Annotated in this window: 17 protein-coding genes and 1 pseudogene; 13 read left to right on the forward strand and 5 right to left on the reverse strand. The window is 60.7% G+C overall.

What is annotated here, in order from left to right; translation table 11 throughout:
• Window positions 1-300: 300 nt before the first annotated feature.
• A complete protein-coding gene (gene yaaA / locus NJC38_RS04620; protein ID WP_253111789.1) occupies window positions 301-1,080 on the reverse strand; it encodes a peroxide stress protein YaaA in 780 nt (259 codons plus the stop codon).
• A gap of 148 nt (window positions 1,081-1,228) precedes the next feature.
• Between yaaA and NJC38_RS04625 the strand changes: the two are divergent.
• From NJC38_RS04625 to moaE, 5 genes and pseudogenes are all read left to right on the forward strand, one after another.
• A pseudogene (locus NJC38_RS04625) lies at window positions 1,229-2,356 on the forward strand (polysaccharide deacetylase family protein); the annotation flags it as partial.
• 564 nt (window positions 2,357-2,920) lie between these two features.
• Window positions 2,921-4,315 carry a PhoH family protein gene (locus tag NJC38_RS04630; protein ID WP_045482957.1) on the forward strand — a complete coding sequence of 465 codons (1,395 nt, stop codon included), beginning with the start codon at window positions 2,921-2,923 and terminating at the stop codon, window positions 4,313-4,315.
• A gap of 151 nt (window positions 4,316-4,466) precedes the next feature.
• Complete coding sequence (gene moaC, locus NJC38_RS04635; protein WP_253111790.1) at window positions 4,467-4,949, forward strand: cyclic pyranopterin monophosphate synthase MoaC; 483 nt, start codon at window positions 4,467-4,469, stop codon at window positions 4,947-4,949.
• A complete protein-coding gene (locus NJC38_RS04640; RefSeq protein WP_045482953.1) occupies window positions 4,946-5,191 on the forward strand; it encodes a MoaD/ThiS family protein in 246 nt (81 codons plus the stop codon). Before moaC ends, NJC38_RS04640 begins: the two co-directional genes overlap by 4 nt.
• Window positions 5,192-5,193: 2 nt before the next feature.
• Window positions 5,194-5,640, forward strand: a complete 447-nt coding sequence (gene moaE, locus NJC38_RS04645; RefSeq protein ID WP_253111791.1) for a molybdopterin synthase catalytic subunit MoaE — start codon at window positions 5,194-5,196, stop codon at window positions 5,638-5,640.
• Window positions 5,641-6,081: 441 nt separating this feature from the next.
• On the opposite strand, the gene rhlB is transcribed toward moaE, so the two are convergent.
• Together rhlB and NJC38_RS04655 are read right to left on the reverse strand one after the other, a co-directional pair.
• Window positions 6,082-7,581, reverse strand: coding sequence for an ATP-dependent RNA helicase RhlB (gene rhlB / locus NJC38_RS04650; protein WP_253111792.1), 1,500 nt, complete (start codon window positions 7,579-7,581; stop codon window positions 6,082-6,084).
• Window positions 7,582-7,665: 84 nt separating this feature from the next.
• Window positions 7,666-8,322: an alpha/beta fold hydrolase gene (locus tag NJC38_RS04655; RefSeq protein ID WP_045482943.1), complete on the reverse strand. Its 657-nt coding sequence runs from the start codon at window positions 8,320-8,322 to the stop codon at window positions 7,666-7,668.
• Between the two features lie 484 nt (window positions 8,323-8,806).
• Between NJC38_RS04655 and NJC38_RS04660 the strand changes: the two genes are divergently transcribed.
• The 8 genes from NJC38_RS04660 (at window position 8,807) to NJC38_RS04695 (ending at window position 16,206) form a co-directional block, all read left to right on the forward strand.
• Complete coding sequence (locus NJC38_RS04660; protein WP_045482940.1) at window positions 8,807-9,835, forward strand: amino acid ABC transporter substrate-binding protein; 1,029 nt, start codon at window positions 8,807-8,809, stop codon at window positions 9,833-9,835.
• A 72-nt stretch (window positions 9,836-9,907) separates the two neighbouring features.
• Entirely contained in the window at window positions 9,908-11,089 is a 1,182-nt protein-coding gene (locus NJC38_RS04665; protein WP_253111793.1) for an amino acid ABC transporter permease, read from the forward strand.
• A 10-nt stretch (window positions 11,090-11,099) separates the two neighbouring features.
• A complete protein-coding gene (locus tag NJC38_RS04670; protein ID WP_253111794.1) occupies window positions 11,100-12,197 on the forward strand; it encodes an amino acid ABC transporter permease in 1,098 nt (365 codons plus the stop codon).
• A gap of 10 nt (window positions 12,198-12,207) precedes the next feature.
• On the forward strand, window positions 12,208-12,972 hold the full coding sequence (locus tag NJC38_RS04675) for an amino acid ABC transporter ATP-binding protein (protein WP_045482932.1): 765 nt from the start codon (window positions 12,208-12,210) through the stop codon (window positions 12,970-12,972).
• 142 nt (window positions 12,973-13,114) lie between these two features.
• Complete coding sequence (locus tag NJC38_RS04680) at window positions 13,115-14,374, forward strand: MFS transporter (protein ID WP_306456397.1); 1,260 nt, start codon at window positions 13,115-13,117, stop codon at window positions 14,372-14,374.
• A gap of 68 nt (window positions 14,375-14,442) precedes the next feature.
• Entirely contained in the window at window positions 14,443-14,928 is a 486-nt protein-coding gene (locus NJC38_RS04685) for a nuclear transport factor 2 family protein (protein WP_253111795.1), read from the forward strand.
• The gene (locus NJC38_RS04690; RefSeq protein ID WP_253111796.1) at window positions 14,921-15,223 is read left to right on the forward strand and encodes a GIY-YIG nuclease family protein; all 303 of its coding nucleotides are present in this window, start codon (window positions 14,921-14,923) and stop codon (window positions 15,221-15,223) included. Before NJC38_RS04685 ends, NJC38_RS04690 begins: the two co-directional genes overlap by 8 nt.
• A gap of 50 nt (window positions 15,224-15,273) precedes the next feature.
• Window positions 15,274-16,206 carry a glutathione S-transferase N-terminal domain-containing protein gene (locus NJC38_RS04695; protein ID WP_253111797.1) on the forward strand — a complete coding sequence of 311 codons (933 nt, stop codon included), beginning with the start codon at window positions 15,274-15,276 and terminating at the stop codon, window positions 16,204-16,206.
• 181 nt (window positions 16,207-16,387) lie between these two features.
• Here NJC38_RS04695 and NJC38_RS04700 read toward each other — a convergent pair whose 3' ends face one another.
• The gene (locus NJC38_RS04700) at window positions 16,388-16,738 is read right to left on the reverse strand and encodes a glutaredoxin domain-containing protein (RefSeq protein WP_253111798.1); all 351 of its coding nucleotides are present in this window, start codon (window positions 16,736-16,738) and stop codon (window positions 16,388-16,390) included.
• A 4-nt stretch (window positions 16,739-16,742) separates the two neighbouring features.
• Complete coding sequence (gene yejK / locus NJC38_RS04705) at window positions 16,743-17,744, reverse strand: nucleoid-associated protein YejK (protein WP_253111799.1); 1,002 nt, start codon at window positions 17,742-17,744, stop codon at window positions 16,743-16,745.
• Window positions 17,745-17,748 lie beyond the last annotated feature (4 nt).

The following is a 17,748-nucleotide window of genomic DNA, read 5'->3' on the forward strand; positions in this document are numbered from 1 at the left end:
GTTGGCCAACTAGCCGGGTAGTTGCAAAATGATGGCTGCCCCCGGCCCAGTCCTTTAAAGTTAAGCGTTTCAGCTAGTTTGATGGTTAGTGGCCACTAACCATCTAAGGCCACAGGCCATCGGCTAAAAAAATGATTTTTTTTCGATAAGCGTGAAGAAGTAAAAGAATCATAGACCCTTTTGCCATTTTTCAGGCGCCACTTATCCGGCGGTTTATTGCAGGAACTTGACAGCCGCGGCCCCGGTAATGGCTATCTGCCTTACCGGGCCGGGAAGCGGGAGGTGTCAGCAGGGCATCAATCAGTCGGCAGGTGCGTCACGAAGGAACACCAGCTTATTAGCCGTGGACTGTTCGGCACTGTAGTAGTAACCCTGCACATCAAACCCCTGAAGTGCTTCAGGCGACTGGATGCGTTCATCAATGACAAAACGGCTCATCATGCCGCGTGCTTTTTTCGCGTAGAAACTGATGATCTTGTACTGGCCGTTCTTGAAGTCCTTGAACTCGGTATCAATGACCCGTGCCTGCAGGGCGCTGCGCTTGACCGCCGAGAAGTATTCGGTGGACGCCAGGTTGAGCAGCAGGTCGTCGCCCTGATCGGCCAGCGCCTGATTCAGCCACTCACTGATCCGGGTGCCCCAGAAGGCATACAGGTCCTTGCCACGGGCGTTGGCCAGCCGGGTGCCCATTTCCAGGCGGTAAGGCTGCATCAGGTCCAGCGGCCGCAGCAGGCCATACAGGCCCGAGAGCATGCGCAGGTGTTGCTGGGCGTAGTCCAGGCCGGCTTCATTGAGCGTCTCGGCAGCCAGACCGGTGTACACGTCACCTTTGAACGCCAGCAATGCCTGTTTGGCATTGGCCAGGTTGAAGTCCGGATTCCAGCTGCCAAAACGTGCAGCATTCAGGCCGGCCAGCTTGTCCGACAGATGCATCAGCTCGGCGATCTGCGGGGGCGTCAGCTCGCGCAACTGGGTAATCAGTTGCTGGGAATGGTCCAGATACTGGGGCAGGGTGTGACGGGTAGTGGTGGGCGGGGTCTCGAAATCGAGGGTCTTGGCTGGGGATATCACCATCAGCATGGGCGGCACTCCTTAAATCGTGCGCCGATTCTAGGGGCTGATGGCAGATCACTCCAGCTATAGGGTTCATAGCCGTTAACGCTGCCGCTCAATCGGCTATAGTGCCGCCTGGATCGCCGTCAGCATTAAAATCGAGGGAGCACAGGGTTTGCGTATCGTTCTGGCAGTTTTCGCGTGTCTGTTGGGCGTCAAGGTTCATGCGGCGGTCCCGGATGTGGCCCTGATCGATCGCAGCATCTGGCCCGAGCGCCTGGAAAGCCCTGCCCTGTTCGATGTGGCCTCACGGGCCGAGATTCTCGGTTTCGCGCGTGCCTTGTGGCTCAGCGAGCAGCAGGACGAGGAAGCCTTGAAAGCCCGTCTGGGGCTGCGCTACGTGAACATGGCGTCGATCAATCTGCTGCGCCACCGGTTGTGGGTGCGCCTGCTGGATAACTTTCGTCAGGCGCGGGTGAGTTGCACCACCGATGCCAACTTCTGTGTCTATGCCCAGGACATGGAGCAACTGCGCCAGCGCGCCGAGGAATTCAGCATCGCGCCCGATTCCTTCTATGCCGCCTGGGGGGCACCGAGCGCACTGTTCCACCGCCAGTATCTCGACGAATTGCTCTACAAGGCGGCCCTGTTTCCCCAGACCAGCAGCGAGATCGCCCGCTACAACTCCGATGAGCTGACCGGTGACGACATGCCTGACCGGTCCTTCATGCTCAACTTCGAAGGCGGGCCGAGCCCTGTCAATGGCGACACCGACTGGCTGGCGGACTTCATGCGCCAGCAGAAGATGACCGCCACCTTCTTTGTCCTCGGCAAACCCTTGCAAGCACGTTTGAACAGCAGTTCGGCCGCTGCCTTGCAAAATCTGTATCGCCAGCAATGCGTCGGGATTCAGGGCTGGGAGTATCGCTCGCATAGCCAGTGGCGTGACTGGCAAGGTTCGGTGCAACGCAGCGCCGACCTGGTCGAGCGCATTCTGCCCGACAGCATGGTGCCGCTGTTTCGTCCGCCTTATGGCCATCGACGCCCGGACAGCGGCGAGTTCTTCCGTGCACAGGATCTGCGGGTCTCGTTATGGACCATTGATGCCCAGGACAACCTGGGCCGGCTGAATTCGGCGCAGATCAGCGACCGGGTACAGACCCTGATGCTGCTCTGGCGCAAAGGCACGGTGGTGTTCCATGACACCGGTAACCGCGCTCAGTCGGCCTTGCCATTGTTGCTGGCCAATAGCGCACAGAGTGAGCTGACCTGGGAAGACTGCCGCACGATCGAGCGAGCGCCAGAGGACGCGCAGCAGCAGGAGCAGCAAGCGCTGGAGGCTCAGGAGCGGCATTTGCAGGAAGCGCTGCGGGCCAAAGAGCAGCAGGAACTCGAAGAACAGCGGGCGCTGCAAGAGCAGCAGACGTCTGAAGAGCAGCCAACGGATCAGGAGCAGCCTGCACAGGCACCGCAGGAGCCGCAGCCTCAACAACCAACGCCTTCTGAGCCAGGGCCGGCGGGCGCCGGACCGGTACAGCGGATCGAGCCGGGACAGATGCAGATGCCCGCTGGCGAGGCTGACCCGGATGCACTCAATTAGCGACTGTAACGGGCTGATGGCCCTGCGCCAAGCGCTATTGGTCACCCTGTGAAATAAACTTCAAAAAACTGTCAAAGTACTTTTTTCTGTCATCTGTTTTGCGGTATTACCTGAGTCAGACCGCCGAAACCTGCAACACAGGTGGCGTCAGACAAGACCCACCTTGAGCGCTTGCTGTCCTGCCTCAAGGACAGCGCTCGGCGGCCTTCCCGTGGCACGGTGACCCATTGAGACCGTGCTGCCTGGCTTCTATAAAGGTGAGCGAGTATGGATGATCACGGACGCAGCCCCTCCAACAACCAGCCTATCCTTTACGTGCTCGATACCAACGTATTGATCCATGATCCGAACGCTCTGCTGAATTTCGAAGAACATCACGTCGCCATCCCCATGACCGTCCTGGAGGAGCTGGACAAGCTCAAGGATGGCAAGCATTCGGTCGCTGCCGAGTGCCGCCAGGCCATTCGCCTGATCGACAAGACCCTCGGTGAAGCCTCACCCGAGGATGTCGAGAAGGGCGTGCCCATCGACCGTGGTACCGGTATTTTCAAAGGCAGTCTGTCGATCCTGATGAGCAAGCGCGAGGAGTCCAGCAGTCCGCTGCCCGAGCATCTCAACGACAACATCATCATCAACCAGTTGATTGATCTGCACGCACGTCGCAAGGACCGCTCGGTCGTGCTGGTCACCAAAGACATCAATATGCGCCTCAAGGCGCGCGCCTGTGGCATTGCCGCCGAGGACTACAGCACCGACCAACTGGTCGATGACGTCTCGCTGCTGTCACGCGGCTATCACGAACTCAGCGGCTCGTTCTGGGAGCGGGTCAACAAGGTCGAAACCCGTCAGGACCACGGCCGCACCTGGCACCGGGTACAACTGAACGAAAACCTGCCGCAAGTGCACATGAACGAGTTCATCATCGATGAGCAAGGCTTCGTGGGCTGGGTCAAGGGCGTCAAGAATGACGAACTGATCATCCTCGACATGCATCAGGAGCCGCTGCTGCATCAGGAAGCCTGGGGCCTCAAACCACGTGATATCTACCAGGCCCTGGCGCTGTTTGCATTGCTGGACCCGGACATTCACCTGGTCAACCTGTCCGGCGCCGCCGGCTCCGGCAAAACCATCCTGGCCCTGGCCGCCGCCATCGAACAGACCATGGTCACCAAGCGCTACCGGCGCATCATCGCCACCCGCAGCGTGCAGGGTCTGGACCAGGAAATCGGCTTCCTGCCCGGCACCGAGGCCGAGAAAATGGAACCCTGGCTGGGCGCCATCACCGACAACCTCGAAGCCTTGCACATGGAGGACGAAAACACCCATGGCAGCGTCGATTACATCCTTAGCAAAGTGCCACTGCAGTTCAAATCCCTCAATTACATCCGTGGTCGCAGCTTTCAGCAGAGCCTGATCCTGATCGATGAATGCCAGAACCTGACCCCGCACCAGATCAAGACCATCATCACCCGTGCCGGTGCCGGTTCCAAAGTGGTCTGCCTGGGCAACCTGGCACAGATCGACACCCCTTACCTGTCGGCCACCAGTTCGGGGCTGACCTACCTGACGGAGCGCTTCAAGGATTTCCCCAATGGCGTGCACATCACCCTGCAAGGGGTGCCACGCTCGATCCTCGCCGAATACGCCGAGAGCCATCTGTAGCAGTTGGAGCGAGCGGGCGGCGATCCGCCTTGCTCGCGAATTCACCAGGCGCCACGAATGTGCTGTCTGCTTTCGCGAGCAAGCTCGCTCCTACCTCATGAGTCGCAGCATTTGGGTTTACAATCTTCACTCCTGTTCCGGAGTGAAGGTTGTGCTGACTCATCTAGATTCCCAAGGTCGCGCCAATATGGTCGATGTGACCGACAAGGCAGTGACCTTCCGCGAAGCGGTGGCCCAGGCGCGGGTGCGCATGTTGCCATCGACCCTGCAAATGATCGTCGCCGGCGGCCATCCCAAGGGCGATGTGTTCGCCGTTGCGCGTATTGCCGGTATCCAGGCGGCGAAAAAGACCAGTGACCTGATCCCTCTCTGCCATCCATTGATGCTGACCGGCGTCAAGGTCGAGTTGCAGGCCGAGGGTGCGGACGCGGTACTGATCACCAGCCGCTGCAAGCTGTCCGGGCAGACCGGGGTGGAAATGGAAGCGCTCACCGCCGCCAGTGTGGCGGCGCTGACCATTTATGACATGTGCAAGGCGGTGGACCGCGGCATGGTCATCGAGGCGGTGCGGCTGCTGGAAAAACTCGGCGGCAAGAGTGGCCACTTCGTGGCGGATCAGGAGTCTGAACAATGAGCCTGACCGTGCAGTACTTCGCCCGCTACCGTGAGGTGCTGGGGCGCGACAGTGAACAGCTCGCCGGCGACTTCTCCAGCCTCGATGCCGTGCGTCAGCACTTGCTGGCCCGTGATGGCGTCTGGCAGGTGCTGGGCGAAGCGGGGGTGATGTGCGCCCGTAATCAGGAACTCTGCTCCCTGGCCGAACCGGTTCAGGATGGCGATGAACTGGCGTTCTTTCCACCGGTAACCGGAGGCTGAACATGAGTGTTCGTGTCCAGGCCGCGACCTTTGATCCTGGCGCCGAGGTCAACGCGTTGCATGCGGCCAATCGTGGGGTTGGGGCGGTGGTCAGCTTCGTGGGCTACGTGCGCGACTTCAACGAGGGCCTGGAGGTGTCGGGGATGTTCCTGGAGCACTACCCCGGCATGACTGAAAAGGCGCTGGGCAAGATCGTCGACCAGGCGCGGCAACGCTGGCCGCTGCTGGGCGTTGAAGTGCTGCACCGGGTCGGCAACCTCGAGCCGGGCGAACCGATCGTCTTCGTCGGCGTCACCAGCGCCCACCGTCAGGCGGCGTTTGAGGCTTGCGAATTCATCATGGACTACCTCAAGACCCGCGCACCGTTCTGGAAACGCGAAACCACGCCGCAAGGGCAGCGCTGGGTGGATGGGCGTAGTAGTGATGAAGAGGCTGCGAAGCGCTGGTAGGCGTGGTGTTTCGTCCTGGCAGAAGTATTCCAAAAGAATATAGGTCTGGCTTCAGTCCATCGTTGCCATTGCGGTGCTTCGCTTTTGCTCTTCGAGCCGAGATAGTAAAGACGACGCCGAACGCGACGATTGGCGCTGGCCGAGAGTAGGTGTCGATTGGGTGGGGAAACCGACATGGATGTCGCTGCTCTTGATATCAGGAGCAGGTGCGCTGGGCAGGACGCCCATCGCGCCGACCGCCAAATCGGCGCCGGAGCGAGGGAATCCCGCTTGAAGCGGGACTAGCCGGAGCAAGCGTTTTGGTCACTTTGGCGCCCCAAAGTGACCCGCCCGTCGGGGCGGAACCCGCAGCCCAGGCAACCGCGGCAAACAATCTTGCATCGACCGAAAGGTCTTCGCAGTTGTCTTCGCGGCTGAAGCCGCTCCTACGTAACGTTCGAATCAGGAGCGCTTACGCTCCACTGCCCGCAGCAGTTCGGTCGGCGGCATCTCGCAACTGATCTTGCGCCCCAGCTTTTCCTCGATCGCCGGCAACTGGTACGAATCATCCTCACCGGCAAAACTGATCGATACACCCTCGGCACCGGCCCGGCCTGTACGACCGATACGGTGCACATAATCATCCGGGACCTCAGGCAAGGTGAAGTTGATCACATGGCTGATACCGTCGATGTGAATCCCCCGACCTGCCACATCGGTGGCGACCAACACACGAATCTTGCCCTCGCGAAACCCCTCCAGCGTCTTGATCCGCTTGTGCTGCGGCACATCACCGGACAACTGCGCAGCATTCACGCCATCGCGCACCAGGCGCTCCTCGATACGGCGTACCTCATCCTTGCGGTTGGCAAACACCATCACCCGCTCCCAGCCATTGTCGCTGACCAGGTTGTACAGCAGCTTGTACTTGTCGGCCGCAGCCACCGCATACACATGCTGCTCGACATTGGCATTGGCCACGCCCTCGGCCTCGATCTCGACAATCGCCGGGTCAGTGGTCCACTGCCTGGCCAGGTTCATCACGTCATCGGTGAAGGTGGCCGAAAACAGCAGGGTCTGGCGTTCGCTCTTGGGCGGCGTCTGGCGGATGATCTGGCGGACCTGGGGAATGAAACCCATGTCGAGCATGCGGTCAGCCTCGTCGAGGACCATGACTTCGACCATGTCCAGATGCACTTCGCCACGCTGATTGAAGTCCAGCAGACGGCCCGGAGTGGCGACCAGAATGTCGCAAAAGCGCGCTTCGAGCTGCTTGAGCTGCTTGTCGAAGTCCATGCCGCCGACGAAGGTCATCACGTTCAGCCCGGTGTAGCGGGTCAGCGCCGCAGCGTCCTTGGCGATCTGGACCACCAGCTCGCGGGTCGGGGCGATGATCAGCGCGCGCGGCTCGCCCATGTAGCGCTCTTTGGGCGCTGGGGTCTGCAGCAGCTGGGTAATGGTCGAAATCAGAAAGGCTGCGGTCTTGCCGGTGCCGGTCTGGGCCCGACCAATAGCGTCCTGACCCTTGAGGGTATAACCCAGAACGCCGGCCTGGATCGGGGTGCAATAAGGAAAGCCCAGATCGTGAATGGCGTGCATCAGCGACGGGGCGAGCTTGAAGTCGTGGAAGCGGGTCTTGCCCTCCTGAGGTTCGACAACGAAATCTTCAGGCTTCCAGGTGTCGACGGGCTTGGGTTTGCGGGCCGGGCGCTGGCGTTCGGCGCGCGGCTTCGCCACTGCCTTGTCCTCGGCAGGTTTGTCTGCACGGGGTTTGTCTGCCCGCACCGGGCGTGGTGGGGCCTGGGTGCTGTCCTGGGGGTTGGCCGGCTGCGGCGCGGCAGTTCGGGCTGGGTGGCTTTCAGTGCTGATCACGGCAGCGGAACTGGATGTTGTCGGCACAGGCGCGAGCGGCTCAGCCTCGCTTTTACCGAACATCTTCTTGAGTGCTTTGAGCACGGTCATCTCGTCAGTTGGTCAAGGAATGTACGCCGAGCAGTGTAAAGCAAGTTGCTGGCTCGGCGTAGTGGCAACAGACCTCAGGCGGTGTTACCCCAGTCTTGCGCTCAGCCAGGTCTGGATGTCGGCAATCTCCTGCGGTAACACCTGATGGCCCATCGGGTATTCCTGCCATTGGGCATCGACCCCAAGTGATTGCAGATACTCGTAGGCGGTGCGGCCCATGGCATTGAGCACCACCTCATCGTGGTAACCGTGCAGGCAATAGGCCGGGATCCGTTGCTGGCTGGCCGACACGCTCATGCCGTCGCTGAAGGTGGGGGCGTAGGTCGAAAGCGCCAGAACACCGCCCAGCGGCCCCTGCCAGCGGCGATAGGCGGTGTGCAGCACGACCGCGCCGCCTTGCGAGAAGCCGGCCAGGAAAATCCGCGCCGGGTCGATGCCGCTGTCACGCTGCGCCTCGATCAGGTCCATCACGGTCTGCGCCGAAATTTCCAGCTCTTCGTGACTGATCGCCCGGGCCGGGCTCATGGCAATGATGTCGTACCAACTGGGCATCTGGTAACCGCCGTTGATGGTAACGGGGCGGTGTGGCGCCTGCGGTAACACGAAACGGGTACTGCCCAGTGTGGTTTGCAGCGCCTGTGCGACCGGCTCGAAGTCATGCCGGTCGGCGCCCAGGCCGTGCAACCAGATGACGCAGGCATCGGCCTGGCGGGAAGGCTCAAGGATCAGCGGTGTAGTCATGTGTGCTCCGAAATTGTGCGCGCCGCATTTTGATGTGCATTGAATAGGTGCGTGGTGCGGCGAGCGTCTGTCAAATCTGAACGAAGATGTCGCAAGGTTACAACTTTTGGTCTTGACCTGTTTGTTTATCGACCCGGCGAGCGGTCTGGTACGCGGTTTGCTATGCATCATGCGGAGTCAGAGTGCTCACGTCGACCGGTAACACTATTTTGCTATTAGCTTTACCGTCGAGCGTCGCACGGCAATCCCAGCTACAGGACTGTCGGCAAGATTCATTCCGCAGCACAGCTACGGAACAATCAGGGAGCTTTGGTCCGCGGGACTGCGGGTAACGGTTACAGGCGGTGCCAGGGAGATCCTGAGCCCACATGAACAGACCCAACGTCGCATGACCCAAAAACAAGCCAACACGGGTCATTGATGCCTCACAAGGGTGCGACGTGACTGAAGCTCCAAACAACAAAGAGCAATCCGGAGGTTATGAATGAAGATGTTGAAATCCACGCTGGCTGTAGTGACTGCTGTAGCCGCACTGGGTGTAACCGGTGCAGCCAATGCTGGCGCAACCCTCGATGCGGTGGTCAAGAAAGGCTTCGTACAGTGCGGCGTCAGTGATGGTCTGCCAGGCTTCTCCGTTCCTGATGCCAAGGGCACCATCACCGGTATCGATGCGGACGTCTGCCGCGCAGTAGCGGCTGCCGTGTTCGGTGACGCCACCAAGGTCAAGTTCAGCCAGCTGAACGCCAAGGAGCGTTTCACCGCCCTGCAATCGGGTGAAGTCGACATTCTGTCGCGTAACACCACCTGGACCAGCTCGCGCGACTCAGGCATGGGCCTGGTGTTCGCCGGCGTGACCTACTACGACGGCATCGGCTTCCTGGTAAACAACAAACTGGGCGTCAAGAGCGCCAAGGAACTGGACGGCGCCACCGTGTGCATCCAGGCCGGTACCACCACCGAGCTGAACGTCTCCGACTACTTCCGCTCCAACGGCCTGAAGTACACCCCGATCACTTTCGACACCTCCGACGAAAGCGCCAAGTCGCTGGAAAGCGGCCGTTGCGACGTGCTGACCTCCGACCAGTCGCAGCTGTACGCACAGCGCAGCAAGCTGGCCAGCCCGGAGTCCTACGTCGTACTGCCGGAAGTCATTTCCAAGGAGCCTCTGGGCCCGGTCGTGCGTAAAGGCGACGAAGAGTGGTTCTCCATCGTCAAGTGGACCCTGTTCGCCATGCTCAACGCCGAAGAGGCCGGTGTGACCTCCAAGAACGTCGAAGCTGAAGCCAAGTCGACCAAAAACCCTGATGTTGCCCGTATGCTCGGTGCTGACGGCGAGTACGGCAAAGACCTGAAACTGCCAAAAGACTGGGTAGTGAAGATCGTCAAGCAGGTTGGTAACTACGGCGAAGTCTTCGAGCGCAACCTGGGCGAAACCACCCCGCTGAAAATCAAGCGTGGCCTGAACGCTCTGTGGAACCAGGGCGGCATCCAGTACGCTCCACCGATCCGCTGATATGACCCAGCGCCCGACCACCTGAAGAGGTGGTCGGGCGTCTTGTAATGTTTATTTATTCCGGGGCATTTCATGCAGAATAAAATCGACGCACCTAAACAAAAGCTCACCCTGAGCGACCCCAAAGTGCGCGCCTGGCTATTCCAGATCATCACCGTCGTAGCGGTGATCTCCCTGGGCTGGTTTCTCTTCGATAACACCCAGACCAACCTGGAACACCGTGGCATCACCTCTGGTTTCGGCTTTCTGGAGCGCAGTGCCGGCTTCGGCATCGCCCAGCACCTGATCGACTACACCGAAGCGGACAGCTACGCCCGGGTCTTCGTGATCGGATTGCTCAACACCTTGCTGGTATCGTTTATCGGCATCATTCTGGCGACCCTGCTGGGGTTCGTCATCGGTATCGCCCGCCTGTCGCCCAACTGGATGGTCAACAAGCTGGCAACTGTCTACGTCGAGGTTTTCCGTAACATTCCGCCCTTGCTGCAGATTCTGTTCTGGTACTTCGCGGTATTCCTGACCCTGCCCGGGCCACGCAATGCCCATGGCTACCTCGACATGTTCTATGTCAGCAGCCGCGGCGTGAACATGCCAAGAGCCCTGGCGGCCGAAGGCATGACCGCCTTTGTGGTCAGCCTGGTGGTGGCGGTGATCGCCACTGTCCTGATGACCCGCTGGGCCAACAAGCGCTTCGAACTGACCGGCGAGCCGTTCCACAAGTTCTGGGCCGGCCTTGCCATCCTGCTGGCCATTCCCGGCCTGAGCATGCTGGTATTCGGCGTGCCCGTGCACTGGGAAATGCCTGAGCTGCGCGGTTTCAACTTTGTCGGCGGCTGGGTCCTGATCCCTGAACTGCTGGCCCTGACTCTGGCCCTGACCGTATATACCGCGGCGTTTATCGCCGAGATCGTGCGGTCGGGCATCAAGTCGGTGAGCCACGGCCAGACCGAGGCGGCTCGCTCGCTTGGGCTGCGTCCTGGTCCGACCCTGCGCAAGGTGATCATTCCCCAGGCACTGCGGGTGATCATTCCGCCGCTGACCAGCCAATACCTGAACCTGGTGAAGAACTCGTCGCTGGCGGCCGGTATCGGCTATCCGGAGATGGTCTCGCTGTTCGCAGGAACCGTGCTGAACCAGACCGGTCAGGCCATCGAGGTCATTGCCATCACCATGAGCGTGTACCTGGCAATCAGCATCAGCATTTCTCTGCTGATGAACTGGTACAACAAGCGCATTGCGCTGATCGAGCGGTGAGGAAACGCGCATGAGCACACATATTTTCAAACCTAATCTGGCGCCACCCAAGGCCACTGTCGGGGTGATCGGCTGGATGCGTTCGAACCTGTTTTCAAGCTGGTTCAACACGCTGCTGACGCTGTTTTCGCTGTATCTGGTCTGGCTGATTCTGCCACCGATCATCAACTGGGCCATTCTGGATGCGAACTGGAGCGGCACAACCCGCGCCGACTGCACCAAGGCGGGCGCCTGCTGGGTGTTCATCGAGCAGCGCTTCGGGCAGTTCATGTACGGTTACTTCCCCAGCGACCAACGCTGGCGTGTCGACCTGACCGTGATTCTGGCCATCGTCGGTATCGCGCCGCTGTTCATCAAGGCCGTGCCGCGCAAGGTGGTCTACGGCCTGAGCTTCCTGGTGCTGTACCCGATCATTGCCTTCTACCTGCTGCACGGCGGTGCGTTCGGTCTGAGCACCGTACCGACCAGCCAGTGGGGCGGCCTGATGCTGACCCTGGTGATCGCCACGGTGGGTATCGCCGGTGCTTTGCCGCTGGGTATCCTGCTGGCGCTGGGGCGGCGTTCGAACATGCCGGCGGTGAAGGTGGTCTGCGTGACCTTCATCGAGTTCTGGCGTGGCGTGCCGCTGATCACCGTGCTGTTCATGTCCTCGGTGATGCTGCCGCTGTTCCTGCCTGAAGGCATGAACTTCGACAAGCTGCTGCGGGCGCTGATCGGCGTGATCCTGTTCCAGTCGGCGTACATCGCCGAGGTGGTGCGCGGTGGCATGCAGGCCATTCCCAAGGGCCAGTATGAAGCCGCTGCGGCCATGGGCCTGGGCTACTGGCGCGCGATGGGCCTGGTGATTCTGCCGCAAGCCCTGAAGCTGGTGATTCCCGGCATCGTCAACACCTTCATTGCCCTGTTCAAAGACACAAGCCTGGTGATCATCATCGGTCTGTTCGACCTGCTCAACAGCGTCAAGCAGGCTGCGGCCGACCCGACCTGGCTGGGCATGGCGACCGAGGGCTACGTGTTCGCGGCCCTGGTGTTCTGGATTTTCTGTTTCGGTATGTCCCGCTACTCCATGCATCTGGAGCGCAAGCTGGACACTGGCCACAAGCGTTAGGAGTTTCGTGATGAGTGAAGCAGTCAAAAAGCCTCTGGGCGCTGAAGGCATGATCCGCCTGGAAGGCGTGCACAAGTGGTATGGCCAGTTCCATGTGCTCAAGGACATCAACCTCAATGTTCGCCAGGGCGAGCGTATCGTGCTGTGCGGCCCGTCCGGTTCGGGCAAGTCCACCACCATTCGCTGCATCAACCGTCTGGAAGAACACCAGCAGGGCCGGATCATCGTTGACGGCACCGAGCTGACCTCGGACCTGCGGCAGATCGAAACCATCCGCCGTGAGGTGGGCATGGTGTTCCAGCACTTCAACCTGTTCCCGCACCTGACCATTCTGCAGAACTGCACCCTGGCACCGATGTGGGTACGCAAGATGCCGAAGAAGGAAGCCGAAGAGATCGCCATGCACTACCTGCAGCGTGTGCGTATCCCGGAGCAGGCCAACAAGTATCCGGGCCAGCTCTCTGGCGGTCAGCAGCAGCGTGTGGCGATCGCCCGCGCCTTGTGCATGAAACCGAAAATCATGCTGTTCGACGAGCCAACCTCGGCACTCGACCCGGAAATGGTCAAGGAAGTGCTCGACACCATGGTCAGCCTGGCCGAAGAGGGCATGACCATGCTTTGCGTAACCCACGAAATGGGCTTTGCCCGGACCGTGGCCAACCGCGTGATCTTCATGGACCGCGGCGAAATCGTCGAACAGGCTGCACCTGACGACTTCTTCGACAACCCGCAAAGCGACCGTACCCGCCTGTTCCTGAGCCAGATCATTCATTGATCGGCGCTTGAGCGATAAAGAACCCGGGCCTGATGCCCGGGTTTTTTTTCGCCCCGCAACCCAAGCTCCAGCCGGCTGAACCTTGTAATCTTCGCGCCCCTCCAACAGGATACTGCCCCCTTCTGCCAAGGGGTGTTACCTGATGCCTGAGGATTCAATGACCGCCCAGCCGCCCCACGACCGCCCCGATACCCTGACCGAGACCGTAACACTGACGCCTGCGCCGCAGCCGGCGCGCACTTGGCTGTTGCTGCTGGGGCTGGTGCTGGTGGCGCTGAACCTGCGTCCTGCGTTGTCGAGTATCGCGCCATTGCTCAATGACGTGTCTGTGGCATTGGGGTTGTCTGCGGCCGATGCTGGCCTGCTGACCACCCTGCCGGTGTTGTGCCTGGGCCTGTTCGCCCCGCTTGCTCCGCTGCTGGCCCGGCGTTTCGGTAGCGAGCAAGTGGTGTTATGGGTGTTGTTGTTACTGGCAGCAGGCATCCTGCTGCGCAGTCATCTGGGGGTATTCGGGCTATTTGCCGGTAGCCTGTTGGCCGGCGCAAGTATCGGCGTCATCGGCGTGCTGCTGCCTGGCATCGTCAAGCGCGATTTTCCCAGACAAGCCGGTACCATGACCGGCGTTTACACCATGGCGCTGTGCCTGGGTGCAGCGCTGGCCGCCGCCAGCAGCGTGCCGCTGAGCCACCGTTTTGATAACAGCTGGGCTATCAGTCTTGGTGTCTGGTGTGTACCGGCACTGATTGCCGCCGTGCTCTGGTGGCCACAGACCCGTGCCCGGCATGCCGTGCAACAAGCCCGTTATCGGGTCAAGGGGCTATGGCGTGATCCGTTGGCCTGGCAGGTGACTCTGTACATGGGCCTGCAGTCATCGCTGTCCTACATTGTCTTCGGCTGGTTGCCTTCTGTGCTGATCGGCCGCGGCCTCGACCCGACCCAGGCCGGATTACTGTTGTCCGGCTCGATCATGATGCAAGTGATCAGCGCCTTGACCGTGCCTGGGCTGGCGGCGCGCTGCAAAGACCAGCGGCTGGCGGTGATCATCGCCATGTCGCTGACTCTGGCGGGATTGTTCGGTTGCCTGTACGCCTCGCTGGACGGTCTGTGGGGCTGGGCTATCGCGCTGGGCGTAGGGCAGGGCGGCACATTCAGCCTGGCGCTGGCGCTGATCGTGTTGCGTTCGGGCAACTCGCATATCGCCGCCAACCTGTCGAGCATGGCCCAGGGGGTTGGCTATACCCTGGCCTCGGCGGGACCGTTCGCGGTGGGGCTGGTGCATGAGATGACCGGCAGTTGGGATGCCATCGGCTGGGTCTTCGCGGTGCTCGGTCTTGGCGCGATGATCGCGGCGCTGGGCGCAGGACGCAACCTGCAGGTCCAGGTCAGCTGCGAAAAGGTCTGATCTGCCCCATGACAACTGGCCATTGGCTGCCTATTGTGCACAGATCTTTTCCTGAACGAGACGCAGCGATGAGTGATGAGCAGCAAAGCCAGGACCATATAGCGTTGATTACACGTTTTTACGAGGCGTTCAGCCGGCTGGACGCCGAGGCCATGAGCGCCTGCTACAGTGACGATGTGCTGTTCAGCGACCCGGTGTTCGGCGAGTTGCGTGGTCGTGAAGCGGGCGACATGTGGCGCATGCTGACCGCTCGTGCCAAAGACTTTTCAGTCAGCTTCGACAATGTGCGCGCCGACGGGCGCAGCGGCGCGGCGCACTGGGTGGCGACTTACCTGTTCAGCCAGACCGGGCGTACCGTGGTCAATGATATCCAGGCGCGCTTCGTGTTCCGTGACGGCAAGATCTGCGAGCACCATGACAGCTTTGACCTGTGGCGCTGGTCGCGTCAGGCGTTGGGCGCCAAGGGGCTGCTGCTGGGCTGGACGCCGGTGGTGCAAAACGCCATTCGCGCTCAGGCGCACAAGGGCCTCAAGGCGTACCGGCGCAATGTCTGAGCCGCTCGTTGCACCGGTGGCCAAGCCCTGGTTTGTCTATCTGGTCCGGGCCGCCAATGGCTCGTTGTACTGCGGTATCAGCGATGATCCACAGCGTCGTTTCATCCAGCATCAGAGTGGCAAGGGCGCGCGCTTTTTTCACTCCAGCCCGGCGCTGGCGCTGGCCTATGTCGAGTCCTGGCCGAGCAAGGGCGAAGCGCTGCGCCAGGAACGGCTGATCAAGAAACTGCGCAAGAGCGCCAAAGAGGCTTTGGCTCGATCGGACTGGCAATTGCCCGTTCAGGCACTGGGCTGATTGTTGCGCGAGCTACTAAGCTGTGTGCTCGCCAATCTAGAGACGCGACCATGTCTGAATTGATCCTGCACCATTACCCCGCCTCGCCATTTGCCGAAAAGGCTCGCCTGATGCTGGGCTTCAAGGGGCTTTCATGGCGTTCGGTGTTCATTCCCCCGGTCATGCCCAAACCTGACCTGACCGCTTTGACAGGCGGTTACCGCAAGACCCCGGTGCTGCAAGTGGGTGCTGATATCTATTGCGATACGGCACTGATCGCCCGGCGTCTTGAGCAGGAAAAAGCCACGCCTGCGTTGTTTCCCATTGGTCACGAGTTTACCGGTGCCGGGCTGGCCGCCTGGGCTGATGCCACCTTGTTCCAGCACGCGGTCGCCCAGGTGTTCCAGCCTGAGGTCTTGGCCGAGCGTTTTGCCAGATTACCGGCCGCAGCGGTGGAGGCATTCAAGGCTGATCGTGCGGGGTTGTTTGCCGGTGGCACGGCGTCGCGTCTGCCGCTGGAGCAGGCCAGGCATCAGTGGCCGGTTATCATGGGGCGGCTGGAGCAGCAATTGCAGCGCAGTGGCGACTTTCTGTGTGGCGAGCCGTCGATTGCCGACTTCGCGGCGGCTCACCCGCTGTGGTTCCTGCGTCAGGCGCCGTTGACCGCGGCGGCGGTGGACGATTACCCGAACGTATTGGCCTGGCTCAAGCGCGTTGAAGGCTTCGGCCACGGCACGCTGACCGCCATGACCGCGCAAGAGGCTATCGAAGTGGCTCGTAATACCACCCCAGTTAGTGTGCCGGCAGAACGCTTCAGCGACCCCAATGGCTGGGCTGTCGGTGATCGCGTAGCGATTGGAGCCATCGATTACGGCGTTGATGCGGTGGAGGGCGAGCTGGTGTTCAGCGGCCATGAAGAGCTGATTCTGCGCCGCGAAGATGAGCGCGCCGGGACCGTGCATGTGCACTTCCCGCGTCTGGGCTTCAGGATCGAGAGGCGCTGACCGGCGTTCGTCGCCGCCGTGGCGCTGTAACGCGTGACGCCGTAGGACAAATGCCGATCAGTTAAGGACAGCGCGGCCCGGTGGGAGTCGGCTTAGCCGACGAATGCTGCGGCACATCCACAGCAGATGTGCCGGTTTTACTGGCCCTTTCGCCGGCAACCGGAGCGTCGCCCGGCCTCTCCTACTGCAATGCCTTCTGAATCTGCTCCGGGGCAAAATCCCGGAGCAGTGTGCCGTTCACATCCAGCATCGGAATACCCCGGCCACCGAGCGCCTGATAAGCCGCGCGGCCTTCTGCCGAACTCTCGATATCGTATTCCTTGAAGGCAATACCCTGGCTGTCGAGAAAGCGCCGCGCCTGTTTGCAGTAGCCGCACCAGGGGGTCGAGTACATCACCACCCTGGCCTGGCTGTAGCGTTGCGCGTCGCTGGCCGTCGGCGGGTTGACGAAGTGTTCGATCTTGCCCCAGTTCTGGTAGATCACCACCACCAGCAGGATCAGCGCAACTTTCTTGAGGGTGCGTTGCAGCATGGGCTCAGCGGCGCTTCAACTGGTCGGTCAACTGGGTTGGCAGACCCTTGATGATCAGTGTGCCGGCGTCTTCGTCATACTCGATACGATCGCCCAGCAGGTGAGCCTCGAAGCTGATCGACAGGCCTTCGGCGCGGCCGGTGAACCGACGGAACTGGTTCAGGGTCCGTTTATCGGCCGGAATCTCTGGCGACAAGCCGTAGTCTTTGTTGCGGATATGGTCGTAGAACGCTTTGGGGCGTTCTTCGTCGATCAGCTCTGACAGCTCTTGCAGGCCGATCGGCTCGCCAAGTTTGCTCTGGCTGCTGGCGTAGTCGACCAGTGCCTTGGTTTTCTCGCGGGTGGCTTCTTCGGGCAGGTCTTCGCTTTCGACAAAATCGCTGAACGCCTTGAGCAGGGTCCGGGTTTCGCCGGGGCCGTCGACACCTTCCTGGCAGCCGATGAAGTCGCGGAAGTATTCCGAAACCTTCTTGCCATTCTTGCCTTTGATGAACGAAATGTACTGCTTGGACTGCTTGTTGTTCTGCCACTCGGAAATGTTGATCCGCGCCGCCAGGTGCAACTGGCTCAGGTCCAGATGCCGCGACGGGGTGACGTCCAGGGAGTCATTGACCGCTAAACCTTCGCTGTGATGCAGCAGGGCGATGGCCAGGTACTCGGTCATGCCTTGCTGATAATGGGCGAACAGCACGTGGCCGCCGGTCGACAGGTTGGATTCCTCCATCAGCTTCTGCAGGTGCTCGACCGCAATGCGCGAGAACCCGGTGAAGTCCTTGCTGCCGGCCAGATACTCTTGCAGCCAGCCACTGAACGGATAGGCTCCTGACTCGCCATGGAACAGCCCCCAGGCTTTACCCTGTTTGGCGTTGTAGCTTTCATTGAGGTCGGCGAGCAGGTTTTCGATGGCCATCGATTCGGCCAGCTCCGAGTCGCGGGCATGCAGGACTGCGGGGCTGCCGTCAGGTTTCTTGTCGATCAAATGGACGATGCAATGACGGATCGGCATGGAA

The sequence above is a fragment of the Pseudomonas sp. 21LCFQ010 genome (assembly GCF_024129905.1).
Taxonomy (GTDB): domain Bacteria; phylum Pseudomonadota; class Gammaproteobacteria; order Pseudomonadales; family Pseudomonadaceae; genus Aquipseudomonas.

What these genes read in the sequence shown, in the direction of transcription:
- yaaA (WP_253111789.1), bottom strand. Translation starts at nt 1,080, where the DNA reads ATGCTGATGGTGATATCCCCAGCCAAGACCCTCGATTTCGAGACCCCG.
- NJC38_RS04630 (WP_045482957.1), top strand. Translation starts at nt 2,921, where the DNA reads ATGGATGATCACGGACGCAGCCCCTCCAACAACCAGCCTATCCTTTAC.
- NJC38_RS04640 (WP_045482953.1), top strand. Translation starts at nt 4,946, where the DNA reads ATGAGCCTGACCGTGCAGTACTTCGCCCGCTACCGTGAGGTGCTGGGG.
- moaE (WP_253111791.1), top strand. Translation starts at nt 5,194, where the DNA reads ATGAGTGTTCGTGTCCAGGCCGCGACCTTTGATCCTGGCGCCGAGGTC.
- rhlB (WP_253111792.1), bottom strand. Translation starts at nt 7,581, where the DNA reads ATGACCGTGCTCAAAGCACTCAAGAAGATGTTCGGTAAAAGCGAGGCT.
- NJC38_RS04655 (WP_045482943.1), bottom strand. Translation starts at nt 8,322, where the DNA reads ATGACTACACCGCTGATCCTTGAGCCTTCCCGCCAGGCCGATGCCTGC.
- NJC38_RS04660 (WP_045482940.1), top strand. Translation starts at nt 8,807, where the DNA reads ATGAAGATGTTGAAATCCACGCTGGCTGTAGTGACTGCTGTAGCCGCA.
- NJC38_RS04665 (WP_253111793.1), top strand. Translation starts at nt 9,908, where the DNA reads ATGCAGAATAAAATCGACGCACCTAAACAAAAGCTCACCCTGAGCGAC.
- NJC38_RS04670 (WP_253111794.1), top strand. Translation starts at nt 11,100, where the DNA reads ATGAGCACACATATTTTCAAACCTAATCTGGCGCCACCCAAGGCCACT.
- NJC38_RS04675 (WP_045482932.1), top strand. Translation starts at nt 12,208, where the DNA reads ATGAGTGAAGCAGTCAAAAAGCCTCTGGGCGCTGAAGGCATGATCCGC.
- NJC38_RS04680 (WP_306456397.1), top strand. Translation starts at nt 13,115, where the DNA reads ATGCCTGAGGATTCAATGACCGCCCAGCCGCCCCACGACCGCCCCGAT.
- NJC38_RS04685 (WP_253111795.1), top strand. Translation starts at nt 14,443, where the DNA reads ATGAGTGATGAGCAGCAAAGCCAGGACCATATAGCGTTGATTACACGT.
- NJC38_RS04690 (WP_253111796.1), top strand. Translation starts at nt 14,921, where the DNA reads ATGTCTGAGCCGCTCGTTGCACCGGTGGCCAAGCCCTGGTTTGTCTAT.
- NJC38_RS04695 (WP_253111797.1), top strand. Translation starts at nt 15,274, where the DNA reads ATGTCTGAATTGATCCTGCACCATTACCCCGCCTCGCCATTTGCCGAA.
- NJC38_RS04700 (WP_253111798.1), bottom strand. Translation starts at nt 16,738, where the DNA reads ATGCTGCAACGCACCCTCAAGAAAGTTGCGCTGATCCTGCTGGTGGTG.
- yejK (WP_253111799.1), bottom strand. Translation starts at nt 17,744, where the DNA reads ATGCCGATCCGTCATTGCATCGTCCATTTGATCGACAAGAAACCTGAC.